The sequence below is a fragment of the Ktedonospora formicarum genome (assembly GCF_016587355.1).
In the GTDB taxonomy this organism is placed as follows: domain Bacteria; phylum Chloroflexota; class Ktedonobacteria; order Ktedonobacterales; family Ktedonobacteraceae; genus Ktedonobacter; species Ktedonobacter formicarum.
Genome location: NZ_BNJF01000001.1, coordinates 536,950 through 554,498 on the forward strand (window position 1 = coordinate 536,950; position 17,549 = coordinate 554,498).

Here is a 17,549-nt window from a genome sequence, read left to right on the forward strand (position 1 = left end):
CTAGCATTTCGTCTAAATGGGCACACGCCAGATACGGGCACTAGCATCAATTACCTGATTGTCAGGGTATTCTCCCCTACCACTTCCGCTAATGATATAGCGACTATCTGAAGACCAGGACGCGGTAAGAATCGTTTGTTGATGCCCCTTATACGTTTTCAAAAGGCTGCCCGGACGATGTTCCTGGCTCTTACGCATACGCCAAACATACAGGTTTGTATCCTTTTTCAGTCCGTTATTCTGTGATGAGCTTGCCGCCCCAAGTACATAATCTCCGTTGGGCGACCAGGAGATTATTTCAGGGCCTAGCCCACCTTGCTCACAGGTAAACGCAGGCGCGCGGCTTGCGATATCCCAAACCTGGAGACTTTCCCGCGTTTGTGAGATCACAAGCTGCTTTCCATCCGGCGACCAGGCTAATGCCTGCACAGAACTTCCTACCCGCTCCAGGGCCGCGATGCGCTCACCATAGCTCCCCGCCTCAGCGCTCCAGATAATGACCGAATCATCTACAGTAACGATAGTGGTCATAGAAGCAATAGACCTACCATCCGGTGACCAACATATCCGCTTTGGGTTATTCAATATGCTTGATAATAAGTCCGAATCGCTAACATAGACTTTCTTGCGAGCTTGCGTATCCCACAGCTCAAACCCTTGCTCGCTCAACACTGCCAGCATTGAGCCTCTGGGAGCCCACCAGAGCGCGATCAGGTATTCAGGATTGGTAAGCGTATCATATGTGTCAGCGCCCAGAGATCCTATTAGCACACCATCAGTTGTCACAAGCGCGAGTTGCGTACCATCAGGGGAGAGCCCTACAGGTGAATTCTCCTTGAGCACTACTTCTCCCCGATACTTTGGGCCAGGAAAGATTAATTGTTCATGCGCGCCGCTCTCGGCATCCCAAACATAAATATCACTGTTATCAAGAAGTGTCAACACTCGCTTGCTATTTGGTAGCCAGAGGGCCTCATCCACACTCTGGCGCGCTCGTCGGTAGACGTAGACCATGTCACCCGTGAGAGGAGGTTTTGTAGGCGGCTCGCTCTTTGGAGGATTCTTGGTAGACGATGCACTTATTCCATGCCAGTACCACAGCCCACCCACACTCCCCGCTCCCAGTGCTGCCGCCAATCCCGCGCCACCCGCAAGCAGAGCGCGACGCGTCGGGCGAGGCTTGTCACGCGCTTCTAGCGTGAGGGTCTTCTGGCTCATGAGGGCCGCCTGTTGGGGCGCATTCACAGGAGGATGTGCTGAAGAGGGTGGGGTGCTTGAAATATCCGTGAAGGATTGCCCAAAGACAGTGCCATAATCTATATGGGCAGCATCATCGTCCTCCGCTCCTCCGTCCGCGACATTCCACTCACTTATGCCCTCACTGGCCCATAGAAAGGCATCGGCGAACGCCTTCACAGAAGCGAAACGCGCATTGGGTTGTTTCGCCAGTGCTCGTATGATTACCTGCTCCAGTTCTTCTGGCATATTAGATATGAGCTTGCGCAACGAGGGGGGCGTAGCAAACAGGTGCTTCGCCATGATCTCTGTTGAGGAACCTCGAAACGGAGTGCGTCCACACAGCCACTCATAGATGACAATCCCTAGCGCGTACTGGTCACTTGCAGTACACGGGCTTCCCTGCAACTGCTCAGGCGCGATGTACGAGAGCGTGCCTGCAACATTCTCTACATTAGAGCCTAGACGCGCACTACTGGCAACGACGGCAATACCAAAGTCACTCAGAAGAACCTTGCCTTCCTTGCTCAATAGCAAGTTCTCTGGCTTCACGTCGCGGTGAACAATCTTGCGCTCATGCGCGTAATACAGAGCCGATGCGATACTCTCAATATAAGCACGCACTACCGTCAGAGGCAAGCGGCTGCCACGTGGGTAACGCTGGCGAACAGTGCCTTGCGCGGCATATTGCATTGCCAGATAAGTTGCTTCTCCCTGCTCATCAATGCCAAACTCTAAGACTCGGATAATGCCTGGGTGGTCCAGGCGCACCAGCATCTGAGCCTCCTGAAGAAATAGCTCCCGGTTCTCCTTTGTGAGAGATGTGGGTATAATCTTGATTGCCGCCTGGTTGCCAAGATAAACATGCCGGCCCAGGTGAACTGATGCAAAGCCACCTCGCCCAATCAATCGTTCCAGTTGATAGTTTCCAATTCGACGGCTAACATAGTCAATTGCCACAAGTTACTCCCATATACCACGGACACAATTCGATAGCCTATGCGGCCTGCCAGATGTGAACAGTTGTAGAATCTGTTGAGGCCATACGCATTCCATCTGGTGACCACTTCAATGAACGCACATAATTAGAATGCTTTTCATAGATACCAAGCACTTTCTTCTGCTCAATGTCCCATACGCTGATATCCGTTGGGTATCCTAGCGCCTGGAAGGAGCCAATTGAAGCGCCTATACGTTTGCCATCTGGCGACCAGTCTAGCGCAAGCACACTTCCGTTTCCTGGTTGAAAAATCTGAACTTGCTTGCCAGTTAACGCCTCCCAGATGCGCGCATAGCCGTCAACATGTCCCGACACCACCCACATCCCCTTTGGCTGCCAGCTCACACAGATCCCATCGCGCTCACCAGCTGGATTTGTAATGACACCCTGCCCGCTTGCACTTTCCCACACGTCTATACGAAAATCCTCGGGTGGTGCACCCGCACCACCACCCATGCTCGATGTTGTGACAATGTATTTGCCATCCGGCGACCAGGCAAAATCAATGTTACTCATCAGGAATTGCCCCTGATGAATTGCGAGTACCTTACCCGTACTCGCTTCCCAGACTTCCTGATTGACCAGGCCCAACTCAGCTATCCCATTGGCATCAATCGTCCTCTCGACACTCAAAATTCGCTTTCCATCTGGTGACCAGGAGAAAGGCACAGTCCCTTCAGGGGTCGCATAATTTGCTATGGTCGTGCCATCTTTCGCCTTCCACACCCGTACAGTATGGCTCACTTGCCCCTTATCAATCGTCGATGCGGCACCACTCGCGGATATAATGGTCTCATTGTCCAACCAGACAAGCTTAGTAACAGCTTCCTGGTGCTCTTTGTATTCGTTCACAATCTTCCCATTCTCAGCCCCCAAACAAGGACACGCGTGCTATCAGCTGAGGCAAGCAACTTGTTGTTTGGAGACCAGGCGAGCGCTGAGATACGATTGGGGTCGCTCCCTTTAGGATCAATCCCATGCCCATTAAAGACAAGAAGCTGCGTACCAAAGGGCTTCGAGGGCACAGTGGTTGGTTTTATAGTCTGCGTCGCTGTGGGCTGAATGGATTTGACAATCGACGGCGTTTCCTTTCGCCCCCATACCCACCAGGCTCCTCCCCCTAGCGCGGCGACTCCTACTATCGTTGCTGCCATCGCGCCCAGAGCTATCCTGCGCGATAGACCACGCGCCGGGATATTCTGAGTAGTTGGCTCAATAGGCAATGTCACTTCTGGCGTAACCGGGCCAACCGCTTGCCGGGCGGGGAGAGAAGGCTCTACCTTAGCCCGATAGCCAGCATCATAGGGCAGAGAGACACCCTGACACGCCGCTTCAAAGGCTTTGGCGAATACTATTATATCTGGGAAACGCTGGTGCGGATCTTTCGCCAGCGCTCGCTGGATAACGTCCGCTATCTGAGGCGCGAGACCCGGTACATGCTGCGTAAGTGGAACAGGCTGAGCCGAAAGATGCTGGGACGCGACTTCGCGGAAGGTACCCACAAAAGGGGGAGCCCCTTGCAGCCAGGTGTAGATAAGGGCAGCCAGGGCATACTGGTCACTCGCGGGACGGGGATACCCCTCAATGACTTCCGGTGCCATATAATAGAGCGAGCCCGCGACCTCCTCTATCTGCTGCGAGCGCGTGTTGTGCGCAACAACCGCCAGACCAAAGTCACTGAGCAATGCCTCCTGCTTCGGGCCAAGCAAGACATTCTCAGGCTTTATATCACGATGGATAATGCGTCGCTGATGTGCATAGCTGAGCGCCCCAGCGATCTGTAAGACATGTGGCAAGACTACCTGAGGCGCATACCTTCGCCCCTGCTCATAATGCTGCAACAATGTCCCATGAGGAGCATACTCCATCACCAGGTACGGCACATCGCCTTCCACCCCACCCTCAAGCACGCGCACAATATTGGGATGCTCTAGCTGGGCAATAGTGCGCGCCTCCGCCTCAAAACGTTGTATCTCACTCTTCAGCAAATGTGTATGCAATACCTTAATCGCGGCCTGCACCCGCAAATGTTGATGCTCTCCCAAATATACCATCGCGGAACTACCTCGCCCTAAGAGCCTGATCAGGCGATAGTTTCCAAGCAACTTACCAACAAGTGATGGGGCATCCTGCTCTCCATACATTTTCATCGATTCATCTGCCCTCTAGCCAAATAAGATAAATAATTTCCATAGACGCACATATATGCACAATTATAGACGCTAGAGAATACTTAATGGTCTCATATCCTACCTCTTTAGGTAACGTGAATATCGGACTACAACCCAATGAATATCACTATTTTCACAAATACAAACACGAACATCAATTCAGAGGCGCGACTATACAAGAATCTTCAGAGACAGGATATAATAACAGCACCTTTTGCAAATTGCTATGGGCAGTGACGCCCACATATATAGTGTTGCATTGATGTCTATCACTAAAAAGCAGAGGAGTGTCCTTATGGCTAAATATGTACTGGCTCTCGATCAAGGAACAACAAGCTCACGCGCAATCCTCTTTGATCATAGTGGCTCGATTGTAGAGGTAGCGCAGCAAGAGTTTCCTCAGATCTATCCAGCCCCTGGACTGGTAGAACACAATCCAGAGGATATCTGGACAAGCCAGCTAAACGTAGCGCAACAGGTCTTACAAAAAGCAGGGGCCTCGGCTGACGATGTCGCAGCTATTGGTATTACCAATCAGAGGGAGACCGCCCTGGTCTGGGAAAAAGCCAGCGGTAAGCCCGTATTCAACGCTATCGTCTGGCAGAGCCGCCTGACCGCTCCTATTTGCGATGAACTCAAAGCCAAAGGCTTTGATACTGAGATTCACAAGCGTACAGGGCTGGTGACTGACGCTTATTTTTCAGGCACCAAGGTCAAGTGGATTCTCGATAATGTTGAAGGTGTGCGCGAGAAGGCGGAGCGCGGCGATGTTCTCTTTGGGAATGTCGATACCTTCCTGATCTGGCGACTCACGCGCGGTCGCGTACATATCACAGACGCGACCAACGCTTCCCGTACCTTACTCTATAACATTCATGAGGGCAATTGGGACGATGTTATCCTCAAAGAGCTAGGCATCCCACGCGCGATGCTGCCTGAAGTGCGCCCTTCTAGCGAAGTGTATGGCGAGACCGATCCCGAGTTCTTTGGCAAGCCAATCAAGATCGCGGGTATCGCGGGCGACCAGCAAGCCGCGACCTTTGGACAAGCCTGCTATGAAGTAGGCATGGCGAAGAATACCTACGGCACGGGAAGCTTTATGCTCATGAACACAGGCCCGGAGGCAGTATCATCGAAGAATGGTCTCCTGACGACTATCGCCTGGAGACTGGGAGAGCAAACCACCTACGCGCTTGAGGGGAGCATCTTCGTGACAGGAGCCGCAGTACAGTGGCTACGCGACGGCCTGAAAGCCATTGAGAGTAGCGACGATGTAGAGGCGCTCGCGAATACCGTCTCCGATAACGGTGGTGTGTACCTCGTCCCGGCTTTTGTAGGTCTGGGCGCGCCCTATTGGGACCCCTATGCTCGCGGCACCATCGTTGGCCTAAGCCGTGGCAGCACCATGGGGCATATCGCACGCGCCACGCTTGAATCCATGAGCTATCAGACACGCGATGTACTGGAAGCAATGGTTGCCGATAGCGGCGTTGATCTCAAAGCACTGCGCGTCGATGGAGGCGCGGCGGTCAACAACACATTAATGCAGTTCCAGGCCGATATTCTTGGCGTGCCGGTCCAGCGCCCGAAGGTCGCCGAGACGACCGCGCTGGGTGCAGCATACCTGGCTGGCATCGCCACCGGCTTCTGGAAAAGTCCGCAGGAAGTCGCGGCGCTCTGGGCCATTGATCAGACCTTTGAGCCTCAGATGGGAAGAGACCTGCGAGAACAACTCTATGCTGGATGGAAGAAAGCCGTAGAACGCTCCCTACACTGGGAGCAATAGGCAAACAACTACCCATCACATTATCACGTCCTGGGACCCTGACAGTCAGATTCCCAGGACGTGATAACACTTTAGCATCCATGCAATTTCTCATTCTAGTCGTCAAGAACATGCGGCTCCGATGAGGCAACAGACCGCGCCTCATTCGCCGCTTCGTTGGGGGTGATTTTCAATTCCTGGCGAAAAGCCTGGCTCTTGGCGATTTCCTTCTCGTACCTCTGCTCCTGTATCAACCGCTCCTCGTCAGACCACTCACAGAGCATATCCATCACATCAAGAATAGGAGCGAGAGCCGCCGCGCCTTGATCCTGAGTAAATCCCAGCATCGTGCGACGCATCAGGAAATCATCCACGTCCGCACAGTACTCATGTGCGACGGCGTAATAGATCTGCGCTACAATGTCTGGATAGTTGGGGTGAATACGCCTACCAAGCTCTGGCTGTTGCCGTACCAGGGAAAGAATGTGCTGTGCGCTCATGCCATACAGGCTCATCAGGTGATCGATCTGCTCATGGCTGATATCCAGACCCTCACTATCTTTGTAGAGCAAATCGCGCATAGCGCGCAGACTCTCATCATGCCCCCTGGTCTTCACATCCAGGCGCGCTCCCGGTAAAGGTACACTGGCGGTTTGTGAAGGTATCTTCAGGCCCAATTTAGCACAGGCTAGATTGACCGTATCTTCAGCGATGTCCCGATAAGCAGTAATCTTTCCACCCACAACGGCCATGATGCCATTTATGCCATCTGTGCTGGCATAATCAACCAGGGCGTGCTTGCGTGAAACCTCCGATTCGCTCACCCCCTCTTTACGTACCAGCGCTCGCAGCCCCGCCGTCGTATAGTAAACCTGCTGCCAATCCGCGTTCGGCAAGAAGCTTTCTACCGAATCACGCAGGTAATCAACATCCTCTCCATTCGCACGTACCAGATCGGGAGAATCATCATAATCGGTATCGGTAGTGCCTACCCAGGCATACCCCTGCCAGGGAATAACAAAAAAGAGGCGCTCATCCTTGCGCGCGAAGAGCACCAGGGCATGATTACTAGCAGGTGGAGAGGTAAAATGTATCCCTTTCGTCATACGCACCCGACGACTCGGCTTATGAAGTAGTGTCCCGACCAGGCTATCCAACCAGGGGCCCGCCGCGTTGATTATTAGGCGTCCCCGGACTTCTCGCGCCTCACCGTTTCGTTCATGCACTACCTTCACGCCTTTGATATCATTCCCCTCGCGCACAACATCGATAACCCGAGTATGATTCCAGATAGATGCACCATGATCGCGCGCGTCCAGGATATTCTCCATCACCAGACGTTCAGTAGAAGGTACCTGCGCGTCAAAGTAACTAAGCGCCCCCTGTAGACCATCGGGATTGAGCAATGGCTCACGCTTAAGAGTCTCTTCGCGGCTCCAGAAACTATGATTCGGCAGCGTCTTATCATAGGAGAGCAGATCATACAGTATCATGCCAATCTTAAGCTTGAGCCGATAAAAAAGGCTGCGCGACCACATGGGAATGACGAAGCGTAGCGGATTCACCAGATGCGGGGCAATGCGCAAAAGGATCTCGCGCTCACCTAGATCTTGCCGGACCAGACCGAAATCGAACATCTCCAGGTACCGCAATCCACCATGAATGAGGCGCGTTGAAGTTGAAGAGGTGCCTGCGGCGAAGTCATCTTTCTCAAAGAGAGCCACTTTCAAGCCTCGTAAGGCAGCATCTCGCGCTATGCCAGCCCCGACGATCCCTCCTCCGATAACAATGACATCAAACAACTCGTCCTCAATTTGCTTGAGAGGAGATGCTATGTTCATGCCTTTTCTTTCTCTCCTGACTTTTTGTGTTCTCTGTTTCTAATTCCTTGTTCACTAACAGTCCTCCCCAACCGCTCCAATTACAAAACTGTTCACAATGCCATTTTATTATATGATGCCAGGGCCGTTCACATTCCATCTACCTTCACAATAAGCCAGGACTGTTCACATTTCCTTTCCGACGCAAACGATTCCGGAATCGTTCATAATACCTCTCCGGCGCAAACGATTCCGGAATCGTTCACATTCCACCCTCTATTTAGAAAACATGGATAGTATTGATCAAAGGAAGAAGCTATGCTCTTGCGCCATCGCTACTCAAGAGATCGTACAAAAAGCTGGCGAGGGGCGTGGATGAATCCACCTGTTGAGCCGCATTTTTGAAGAGACCAATATCCTTAAGCGGAATCTTACTTTGACCGAAAGGTGCATTCTTCTCTGCAATCATCTTGCCATAGCTTCGATAGATGGGTGCATCAAAGAGCGTTTGTGTCAGCATATCCACAACCGCTCTTGGATCAACGCCGTTCTTTTCTGCCATCGCAAGGGCTTCCCTTAAAGAGTGACCCGCAGAAATGATCAGGAAATTGCCAACGAGCTTCACAAGCAATGCCGCCCCAATCTCCTCACCAAAATCGAAGATCCCTTGCCCTCCCATCGCCTTCAAAAGCGGTTGGATTCGCTCTTTGGCGTGCTGCGGACCCGCGCAGGGAATCCAGAGTTGATGAGCGACTGCGGCCTCGGGTCTACCAAAAATGGGTGCCTCAACATAGGTGCTACCATGTTGAGCATGAATAGCCGCGAGCTTCTTTGACATTTCAGGCGATACAGTACTCATCGAAAGATGAATACCACCTGCCCCCAGGCGCTCCAAAAAGCCATCGCTCATCACAATACTCTCCAAAGCGGCGTCATCCCATACGATGCTCGCGATAACCCCGCCAGTCTCTACTACATCAGCCGGTGTTCCAGCCAATTGCGCCCCTTGAGCAACCAGCGATTCGGCCTTGCTCGCCGTGCGGTTATACACCCTAAGAGGGTATCCGGACTTGATGAGATTGGTAGCCATGGGCAGACCTAGACGGCCAAGCCCGATAAATCCAATCGCGTCATTCATTTTTTCAATCCTCCTGACTGAAGTTTTACGCCAAACATGACGTTAACGTTATGTTTGGCGTAAAAAAATTAGAGTTGTTCTTGGGCCTCTAACCAGCGCTCAAAGCGCTCGATATGGGCCTGTAAATCGGTGCGAAATTGCTGTAATGCGCCGATCTTCTGATCCGTCTCAGCAAGATGTTGGCGCAGGATAGTGAGGACTTTCTGTTTTGGTTGTATCCCACTGGTGTCAGTGAAATACAGGTCGATGACATCACGTATTTCATCCAGACTGAGGCCAAGCTTCTTTAACTGATCGATTTTGCGCAAACGAGCTAGCGTCTCCTCCGTATAATAGTGCTGCCCGTGGCCTTCACGCTCACCGGGAGGAAGCAATCCTATATTTTCATAATATCGGACGGTGCGCGGTGTTACACCAGCTCGTTCCGTCAAATCACCTATGCGCATGCGATCATTCATGGCTCATCCTCAAATGTTACGTTAACGTCATGTTTATAGCATAGACGCTTAGGCCAGGAATGTCAAGATCCCAAATCTATACATCACATCCGCAGAGTGGAGAGAGGAGCAGCCTGCAGCTAGCAGGCGAAAGCTCTACGCCAACATATATAAGCACCAAACATTGTTTGACGCCATGGGACTCTCGGTGCTACGCTGATGGTAACTAGCGCCAGGGGGAACAAACTGGCAGCCTATTTCATGGAGGTATATCCTTTTATGGTTTCGTCACCTATTGTTGTTCGCCCACTCGCGACGCAGAAAGAGATTGAGCAGCAATATATCTGGGCCGATCAGGCATTTTCGCAGGCCCCTGATCCCGAAAATGCCAGGCAGTGGAGCCAAGTCGCCATCACACGACCTGACTTTCGCGCACTACAACTGCGTGGAGCCTTCCGCGATGACACACAACGCGGCGGCTATATTCTCGGCGAGTCGATTCTGCGTATTGGTGAGGCTCGTATCTCTACTGGTTGTATTGGAATGGTAGTAGCCGATCCAGAGGCACGCAAACAAGGGATCGCAAGCGCAATGATGCATGATGCGATTCAGTTCGCCCAGGAACAGGGCCATAGCCTCTTGCTGCTGGATGGTATTCCTAAATTCTACTATCGCTTCGGCTATACTGATATTTTTGATGTTAGCACCTATGCGATCAACCGCGCGGCGATTCTGGCGCGACCTGCAAGCACTCACACTGTTCGACGTGCGACCTCGGAAGACGCCCAAACTATACGCGATCTTTATACACGCCGCCTTGGTCATTACACAGGCGGCTTTGAACGCTCGACTGGGGTCCAGGAATTTCTGTTACGTAATCGTTTTTCCAAGAACGTTGTCCTGCTCGCGACATCGCCTACTGGTGTGGTGGAAGGCTATCTTATCTCCTCACGCGAACCCGACAAGACACAGGTGGTAGAGGTTGCCGCCGATACCTGGGCAGCACAACTCGCGCTCATGCAGGAGCATGCACGACTGAGTACTGGAGGGGAGGAGCCCGCGACCCACACCTATCATCTCCCTCCAACCTCTACCGAACTGTACCGTGCCATCGACAATCTTGAAGTTCCAGACACCTCACAATGGCGCCATCCCGCTGAGGAGGGGGGCATACGCTCATCTCAATACCATCATCGCTTCGCGGGATGGATGGGGCGCTTCGTCCATCTTCCCACATTCTTCAACGCCTTGAAACCTGAGTTGCAAGCACGTTGGCAGCGCTCCCTGGCGAACTGGTCGGGAGAACTACACTTCGTCATTGGCGATGAGAGTATCACGCTGAGTATCGCAGGCGGTGAATTAGATATCAGCACAAATGTTTCATCCGAGACTATCACTTTCCAGTGCTCACCGCAGAACTTTATACAATTGGTCTTTGGGTATCGCCCACTTAGTTGGGTACTCGCCCAACATCCACAAGCCCTACCAGTCGCGGCCCAATCCGCGCTTGAGATACTCTTCCCAGCAGGGGATCCATGGATCAGCTTTAGCGACTGGTTCTAGCCGATAGTACAGCAGCAAGAGGAGGGTCATCCGATGATTGACACAGAACACTTTCTCGCCTGCCAGGATTCTCTGGGAGAGGGACCACTCTGGAATGAAGACGAGCAAGCGCTCTACTGGGTAGATATCGTGGGCAAGCGGTTTCATCGCCTGGAGACAGCAAGTGGACAGCATACGAGCTTCAATGTAGGCATACCAGTGTGTGTGCTTGGCTTTCGCCAGCAAGGCGGAATCGTAATGGTCGTTCGCGACGGATTTGCCGTCTGGAACGCGCAAGAGCAGAAACTAGAGTATATTGCCCGTCCGCTTGAGCATCTCACTGATGTACGCTTCAATGATGGGGCGATTGACTGCGCCGGGCGCTTCTGGGCTGGTTCCATGAGTACGATTGGCGATATGAACTCTGGTACACTCTATCGCCTCGATCCCGATGGCTCTCTCCACGTCATGGCAACAAACATTGGCACCTCTAATGGTATTGGTTGGAACTTAGACAACACGATCATGTATCATACTGATTCGCCCCGGCGCGTCATCTATGCCTATGACTTCGACGCCGTTAGCGGTTCCATCACCAATCGTCGCCCCTTTATACAACTTCCAGACGAGATTCCACAGCCTGATGGCCTCGCCGTCGATAGTGAGGGTTATATCTGGAGCGCGCACTGGGATGGCGCCTGCGTTGTACGCTATACTCCTGACGGCAGAGTTGATCGCACGCTACAAGTTCCGGCGCTCCATACCACTGCATGCTGCTTCGGAGGTCCGACACTCACGGATCTCTACATTACCAGCGCACGGGAAGAACTCACGCTCGAACAGCTTTCCCAACAACCTCTTTCAGGTGATCTCTTCCATTATCAGAGCGACGTTCAGGGGTTCCCCCGCTACAAGTTCGCAGGCTAAAACAGAGCAGCAAAAGAATGCCCAGGAGAGAGATATCCCTCCTGGGCACTCTCCTTTCAAGATGTCAGATCTCCTGACCTTGCGCGAAGGGCACCGAGACAGTGGTAGAGCGCTCGCGCGCCTCCAGACGCAATGAGGCGACAATGACGCCAGCCAGAAGTTGCGTCAGACCCACAAAACCCATGAGCAAGCTGATTCCATGCACGCCATCTTTGCTTGACATAATCACCCCCATAAACAGAGGGCCAACAATACCACCGATACACCCTATGGAGCCAATTACGCCGAGCCCGATACCCAGGGTCTGACTCCCCAGGATAAGGGTAGGCAATGTCCAGAAGACACCGCCAGCCGCCATCATACAGCCTTCCGCGATTACCAGACACGCAATACTTAAGTTTTGATTTGCCAGGACAACAATCCCAGCAGAGAGCAGCGCAAAAGCCGCCAGATAATGCGGTATGATGACATGCTGCTGGCGCTCCTTCCTCCGATCAGAATGGGTAGCATTGATGTATAGCCCAATGATACCTGCGAGCGAGGGTACCATCGCGATCAAGCCCACCTGACCAATATGCTGATGTGTAACGCCGGTAAGCACCACAGGCAACCAGAAGCTCATGCCACGCGCCCCGACCATTACTAATAAGGCCACGATGCCTAATAGCCACACACGCCAATTCTTGACCACCCGCCTCCAATCACTCCTATGCCCCGATCATGTGCCGCATCACGCCCGAATTGGTAGATCAGCGCGTCTCGCTCTTCCTTCTGTAACCAGCGAGCCAGTTCAGGTTTATCCGCGATACAGAGCCACCAGCAGGGAACCCAGAGCAGAGGAATGATGCCCTCAATCAGAAAGAGGGTTCGCCAGGTCGTAAAAGTCAGTAACCAGCCTATCAGCGGTCTCAGAATCAGGGCAGCCAGGGGAAAACAAAACATCCAATACGCGTTCGCTCGCGCACGCTCCACCAGCGGAAACCAGCGTGATAGCAACACCAAAAGGGCGGGAGTTGTTATACCTTCAACGACTCCGAGCACAAAGCGTACTATCATCAATTGAGCTGTATTCTGCACGCCACTATTGGCGAGCGCCAAGGCACCCCAGGCTATCAATCCCAGTGCAACGATCCTTCTAGGTCCCCACTTCGAGACCCAGTAGCCACCTGGCGCATGCGCGAGAAGCGCGCCCAGACTCAACACGCCTCCCACAACGCCAACCAGGGTCGCGCCTATTGCCAGTTCTTTACCTATACTCGGCAGAGCAAAACTAAGATTGATCTGGTCCAGGGCGGCGAGAGCAGCCGTCACCATTACCATAGGGACGATGCGCCGCCAGCGCTGTCCCTGCCCTAGCAGGGTAATCCTCCGCATAGTATCTCCTCCCCTTCCATCCACACAAAGCTCATAGAAGTTCATAGCTAAAATTCGCCATGTTGCATTATATACCTCTATAATGCCTATTTTCCATAAAGTGCCTTTGTATGCATGGATGCAGGGAGGTTGTATAGCACAGGCTTTTTAGAGAAGGGAGCGCACCAGTCCACCGTCAACCTGAATGGTGGTACCTGTGATGTATGCGGCCCGGCGCGAGGCGAGGAAGGTAACCAGATCAGCTAATTCAGAGGGTTCGCCCAGACGCTTCATAGGCACATCACGGGCAACACTAGCAAGAACCTCATCCTCGCTCAGCCCATCCTGAATCTTCTCATCAATGCGATAGACCTGACGAACACGATCCGTCAGAATACGCCCAGGGCAGACATTATTGACGGTAATATTGTCCTCCGCCAGTTCGACGGAGAGCGTCTTCGCAAGTCCGATCACTCCTGAACGCACGGCGTTGGAAAGCACCAGTCCATCTATCGGCTGCTTGACCGAAGTGCTTTCAATATTGATGATACGCCCTTCACCAGATCGGCGTAGGTGGGGCAGAACCGTACGAACAATATGTACAGTGCTCATCAAGTTAAGTTCGAACGCGGCGCGCCACTGTTCATCATTGAGCATCTCAAAGGTACCCGGTTTAGGACCACCAGCATTATTAACCACAATATCCAGGCGACCGAACTTGCGTATAGCTGTCTCAACAATATTCTGGATATTTTCAGCCCTGGTCACATCAGTTGGCACAGGCACTGCTCGACTACCACTCTCCTGCTCAATCTCGCGTGCCGCGCGCGTCAATGTTTCTGAATCGCGAGCACCCATTACAACGGAGACCCCTTCAAGTGCCAGGGCACGCGCACAGGCTCGACCAATGCCCTTGCTCGCCGCCAGCACTAGCGCGACCTTCCCACCTAAACCTAGATCCATACAATATCCTCTCTTCATTAACACATCTTATGAGTTATGGCTCATAAAAGTTTACAATACGCCCTCTGGCAAGCATTGTAAAGAGGCTTATATGGTGGTCGTACGCCAGGGGTCCTCCTGGGCAAAAAAGTTGGGTGTTAACAGGCGATCCTCATAGGAGGTATGGAAAACAGGGGTCGCGGACCCCGAGAGAGGCGGCACAATCCAACCCCAATCAGCGGGTAAAGGGCGACCCGCCTCAGCTTCGTTGCGCTGATGATGCATAAACTGACGCGAGGCGGTATGATGATCAATAATGGTCACGCCGTGGCGGGCGAAGGAAGACATGACAGCGACATTCAACTCCACCAGCGCGCGATCCTTCCAAAGCTCACGATCCGAACGTATATTGAGGCCCATCTTGCTCGCGACCAGGGGCAGCAGATTATAGCGTTCAACATCTCCCAGGTTGCGCGCGCCAATCTCAGTACCCATATACCAACCATTAAAAGGGGCAGCCGTATAGGAAACCCCGCCAATTTCCAGACGCATATTTGAGATGACTGGGAGGGCATGCCATTTGAGCCCTAGATCGGCAAACCAGGAATACTCAGGATGGCTTAAGGGCACCTCTACAATGATGTCGCGAGGTAATTCAAAGAGCATTGGTGCCTGATGTGGCATCTGGATGACGATGGGCAAAATGTCGAAGGGTGTACCCGCGCCCCCCTTCCAACCCAGATGCCGCATACTCTCTGTCAGTTCACATAAGAGGGCATCCCCAGTAATGGAACCGTCGCTGTTTTTATACCCGGCATAGCGAATCAATTGAGGATTCCAGATGCGGATGCCAGGCTCGCCTGGTACCTGGGGCGCGAAGATTGATATCGCAGAACGAATCTTGCCGCCATTAGTAGCCCAACGAATATGCTCCACTAACGCCTCATAGATCTCTTCCGCCGTTTGTAGGTGACGCATATCATGGATCGCGAGCGACTTCCATTGCAGACGACCTATACAGCGTGAGTTATTCCTCCACGCCACACGCGCCCCATATGCCAGTTCATCTTCCCCCTGCCAATAGGTCCCCGTCTGCATAATCTCATCGTGGACCCGCGCCATCTGTGGTACAAAGCCCGCGAAATTTCCCTGCTCCTGATGGTAGAGCGACAAATACGCCAGCGCCTCCACCATCACCTGCTGCCTCCCATCAACCAGCCTCATATCGGTTTTTCGCTGTATCCGTTGACCACTAACATAGTTAAGTGCTTCACCACCTGCTACATTCAGATGTACCATTCACCCCTCCTTAAACCTCCAGAAGATAATCTTCATCATGGGGTACATCACAGCCCCTACAGTATTAGTAAGCAGAAGTATAACATATGCGCATTTAATAATGCAGTGATTCACAGATACTATGAATAAACTTTCATAGTACTAAACAAACAGAAAAGGCATCAGATAAACATCACCCTTATTGCATATAAAAACTACTATATTCGCTCTTACCGCTGTATAAAATGCCAGATTGGCAGCCGAAATCTTAAACTAAAATTCAGATTGTATAGCAATATTGTCCCTGTTTATGAAAAACAGCTCATTATATCAGGTGTCAACGAGAGGGTGAGCATGTCGCATGGAGTTGGACATGCTCACCCTCTCGTTCTCAGCTCACGTACCCGGCTTGCACCCAGGCATTAAAACCGCCACAGACGTTCACGCACCGCTGGATGCCATGAGTAGCTAGCACACTCAGCGCGATGGCTGAACGTAGTCCACTCTGGCAATGAATAGCAATGGTCCGGTCAATTGGGAGTTCCTGTAAATGCTGCTCCAGATGACCAAGGGGAATATTGTGCGCGCCCTCGATATGCCCCTGGGCATATTCATCGGCGTTACGAACATCAAGGATATAGATGTCACCCTGCGCCACCTGCTGCCGCAACTCAGAGACCTCGATCTGCGCCACCTGCTCGATGGTTCCATATCTATTGCGCCACTCCTCGATGCAGGTAGGAGGCCAATAGCCCCCGGTGAATGTCAGCCCAATCAAAACAAGCTTCTTCTGGGCCTGGATCGCAACGGCATGGTCGCCAATGAATAGCAAGGGACGATCATATGGTAGCAACCATCCAGCCCAGGTTAGAAATGAGGCATGTAAGGGCAGGTTGAGGGTTCCTGGAATATGCCCGGAGGCATATTCCTCAGCTGAGCGAATATCTACGACACATGCTTCTTCATCAAGGTAATCTTTCAAGTCCGTGAAGGGAAGCTCTGGTAATGACAACCTCAGACCCACTGGCTCAGGTCCGTCTTTATTGACGCGTTTCATCTGGGTGAAATAGGTAGGGGGCTCGGGTTGCCTGGCTAGTACGGCTTGCACAAACAGACCTTCATCTTGCTCGCGGAAGGCCCAGTTAAAGCGCCGTTCATAGCCCAGCGTGCTCTGGGGGACCTCGCCAAGCGCGCGTCCACACGGACTACCAGCCCCATGCCCAGGCCAGATCTGAAGATAGTCAGGAAGCTTACGAATCTTTTGCAGAGAGCGAAAGAGTTGGCGCGCGCCTGCATCCATCGTGCCGGAGAGTCCCGCGACACGCTCAAGCAGATCGGGACGCCCAACATCACCAACGAAGAGGAAATCGCCACTGAAGAGACCCATCGGCGCATCAGCACTCGCAGTATCGGTGAGCAGGAACGAGAGATGTTCCGGGGTATGCCCAGGAGTATGAAGAGCCTGGAGACGCACGTTTCCTATGGTAAAAGTATCGCCATCCTTGAGGAGTGAGGCACCCGCAGAGGCGGCATAAACATACTTCCACTCGGCAGGCCCCTCGTCGGAGAGATAAAGGCGTGCTCCTGTGAGCGAAGCCAGCTCGCGGGCGCCCGAGACAAAATCGGCATGTATATGCGTCTCCGTGACCGCAACAATGCGAAGGTTCTTGCTTCGCGCAAAGCTCATATATTGATCGAAGCGACAATTGGGATCGATCACCAGAGCCTCTCCGGTCGCAGAACAGCCTATCAGGTAACTCGTCTGGGCTAAATCCTCATCGTAAAACGTGCGTAAGATCATGAACTCATCCTTCCTCTACATCAGTGTATTGCTCAGTATAGCGCACTTCTCGCCTGACGAGAAGTCGCTTTACAGCTTTGAGCCCGGCGCACGACATCGAGCACCTTCACTCTTATTGTACCAATTTTCCATCGTAGAA

The 17,549-nt window shown here is 52.5% G+C and carries 14 protein-coding genes; 3 read left to right on the forward strand and 11 right to left on the reverse strand.

Annotated elements, in window-relative coordinates:
* Positions 1-12: 12 nt before the first annotated feature.
* Genes K3T82_RS02435 through K3T82_RS02445 form a run of 3 tightly spaced genes read right to left on the reverse strand, consistent with a single transcriptional unit; the run spans position 13 to position 4,386 of the window.
* Complete coding sequence (locus tag K3T82_RS02435; RefSeq protein ID WP_220191907.1) at positions 13-2,196, reverse strand: WD40 repeat domain-containing serine/threonine protein kinase; 2,184 nt, start codon at positions 2,194-2,196, stop codon at positions 13-15.
* Between the two features lie 37 nt (positions 2,197-2,233).
* Positions 2,234-3,088, reverse strand: a complete 855-nt coding sequence (locus K3T82_RS02440) for a WD40 repeat domain-containing protein (RefSeq protein WP_220191908.1) — start codon at positions 3,086-3,088, stop codon at positions 2,234-2,236.
* Complete coding sequence (locus K3T82_RS02445) at positions 3,085-4,386, reverse strand: serine/threonine protein kinase (RefSeq protein WP_220191909.1); 1,302 nt, start codon at positions 4,384-4,386, stop codon at positions 3,085-3,087. Before K3T82_RS02445 ends, K3T82_RS02440 begins: the two co-directional genes overlap by 4 nt.
* Positions 4,387-4,702: 316 nt before the next feature.
* Here K3T82_RS02445 and glpK point away from each other — a divergent pair, with 316 nt between their 5' ends.
* The gene (gene glpK / locus K3T82_RS02450; protein WP_220191910.1) at positions 4,703-6,193 is read left to right on the forward strand and encodes a glycerol kinase GlpK; all 1,491 of its coding nucleotides are present in this window, start codon (positions 4,703-4,705) and stop codon (positions 6,191-6,193) included.
* Between the two features lie 95 nt (positions 6,194-6,288).
* Here glpK and glpD read toward each other — a convergent pair whose 3' ends face one another.
* From glpD to K3T82_RS02465, 3 genes are all read right to left on the reverse strand, one after another.
* A complete protein-coding gene (gene glpD / locus K3T82_RS02455; protein ID WP_220191911.1) occupies positions 6,289-8,013 on the reverse strand; it encodes a glycerol-3-phosphate dehydrogenase in 1,725 nt (574 codons plus the stop codon).
* Between the two features lie 295 nt (positions 8,014-8,308).
* Positions 8,309-9,130 carry an NAD(P)-dependent oxidoreductase gene (locus K3T82_RS02460; protein ID WP_220191912.1) on the reverse strand — a complete coding sequence of 274 codons (822 nt, stop codon included), beginning with the start codon at positions 9,128-9,130 and terminating at the stop codon, positions 8,309-8,311.
* A gap of 68 nt (positions 9,131-9,198) precedes the next feature.
* Positions 9,199-9,588 (reverse strand): MerR family transcriptional regulator, encoded by a 390-nt coding sequence (locus tag K3T82_RS02465; protein ID WP_220191913.1) that lies wholly within the window; start codon positions 9,586-9,588, stop codon positions 9,199-9,201.
* Positions 9,589-9,846: 258 nt separating this feature from the next.
* Here K3T82_RS02465 and K3T82_RS02470 point away from each other — a divergent pair, with 258 nt between their 5' ends.
* Both K3T82_RS02470 and K3T82_RS02475 read left to right on the forward strand, forming a co-directional pair.
* The gene (locus K3T82_RS02470; protein ID WP_220191914.1) at positions 9,847-11,130 is read left to right on the forward strand and encodes a GNAT family N-acetyltransferase; all 1,284 of its coding nucleotides are present in this window, start codon (positions 9,847-9,849) and stop codon (positions 11,128-11,130) included.
* Positions 11,131-11,163: 33 nt separating this feature from the next.
* Complete coding sequence (locus K3T82_RS02475; protein ID WP_220191915.1) at positions 11,164-12,036, forward strand: SMP-30/gluconolactonase/LRE family protein; 873 nt, start codon at positions 11,164-11,166, stop codon at positions 12,034-12,036.
* Positions 12,037-12,100: 64 nt separating this feature from the next.
* Here K3T82_RS02475 and K3T82_RS48970 read toward each other — a convergent pair whose 3' ends face one another.
* From K3T82_RS48970 to K3T82_RS02500, 5 genes are all read right to left on the reverse strand, one after another.
* The gene (locus tag K3T82_RS48970; RefSeq protein WP_220191916.1) at positions 12,101-12,727 is read right to left on the reverse strand and encodes an MFS transporter; all 627 of its coding nucleotides are present in this window, start codon (positions 12,725-12,727) and stop codon (positions 12,101-12,103) included.
* Positions 12,697-13,410, reverse strand: a complete 714-nt coding sequence (locus tag K3T82_RS48975; RefSeq protein WP_220191917.1) for an MFS transporter — start codon at positions 13,408-13,410, stop codon at positions 12,697-12,699. Before K3T82_RS48975 ends, K3T82_RS48970 begins: the two co-directional genes overlap by 31 nt.
* A gap of 147 nt (positions 13,411-13,557) precedes the next feature.
* Positions 13,558-14,352 carry an SDR family oxidoreductase gene (locus K3T82_RS02490; protein WP_220191918.1) on the reverse strand — a complete coding sequence of 265 codons (795 nt, stop codon included), beginning with the start codon at positions 14,350-14,352 and terminating at the stop codon, positions 13,558-13,560.
* 87 nt (positions 14,353-14,439) lie between these two features.
* Positions 14,440-15,630 carry a nitric oxide synthase oxygenase gene (locus K3T82_RS02495; RefSeq protein ID WP_220191919.1) on the reverse strand — a complete coding sequence of 397 codons (1,191 nt, stop codon included), beginning with the start codon at positions 15,628-15,630 and terminating at the stop codon, positions 14,440-14,442.
* A gap of 370 nt (positions 15,631-16,000) precedes the next feature.
* On the reverse strand, positions 16,001-17,410 hold the full coding sequence (locus tag K3T82_RS02500) for a rhodanese-like domain-containing protein (protein ID WP_220191920.1): 1,410 nt from the start codon (positions 17,408-17,410) through the stop codon (positions 16,001-16,003).
* Positions 17,411-17,549: the final 139 nt, after the last annotated feature.

Excerpts from the sequence above, each read along its gene's own strand:
- K3T82_RS48975 (WP_220191917.1), bottom strand. The coding sequence starts at position 13,410 with ATGCGGAGGATTACCCTGCTAGGGCAGGGACAGCGCTGGCGGCGCATC.
- K3T82_RS02475 (WP_220191915.1), top strand. The coding sequence starts at position 11,164 with ATGATTGACACAGAACACTTTCTCGCCTGCCAGGATTCTCTGGGAGAG.
- K3T82_RS02490 (WP_220191918.1), bottom strand. The coding sequence starts at position 14,352 with ATGGATCTAGGTTTAGGTGGGAAGGTCGCGCTAGTGCTGGCGGCGAGC.
- K3T82_RS02460 (WP_220191912.1), bottom strand. The coding sequence starts at position 9,130 with ATGAATGACGCGATTGGATTTATCGGGCTTGGCCGTCTAGGTCTGCCC.
- K3T82_RS02470 (WP_220191914.1), top strand. The coding sequence starts at position 9,847 with ATGGTTTCGTCACCTATTGTTGTTCGCCCACTCGCGACGCAGAAAGAG.
- glpK (WP_220191910.1), top strand. The coding sequence starts at position 4,703 with ATGGCTAAATATGTACTGGCTCTCGATCAAGGAACAACAAGCTCACGC.
- K3T82_RS02445 (WP_220191909.1), bottom strand. The coding sequence starts at position 4,386 with ATGAAAATGTATGGAGAGCAGGATGCCCCATCACTTGTTGGTAAGTTG.
- K3T82_RS02495 (WP_220191919.1), bottom strand. The coding sequence starts at position 15,630 with ATGGTACATCTGAATGTAGCAGGTGGTGAAGCACTTAACTATGTTAGT.
- K3T82_RS02500 (WP_220191920.1), bottom strand. The coding sequence starts at position 17,410 with ATGATCTTACGCACGTTTTACGATGAGGATTTAGCCCAGACGAGTTAC.
- glpD (WP_220191911.1), bottom strand. The coding sequence starts at position 8,013 with ATGAACATAGCATCTCCTCTCAAGCAAATTGAGGACGAGTTGTTTGAT.
- K3T82_RS02465 (WP_220191913.1), bottom strand. The coding sequence starts at position 9,588 with ATGAATGATCGCATGCGCATAGGTGATTTGACGGAACGAGCTGGTGTA.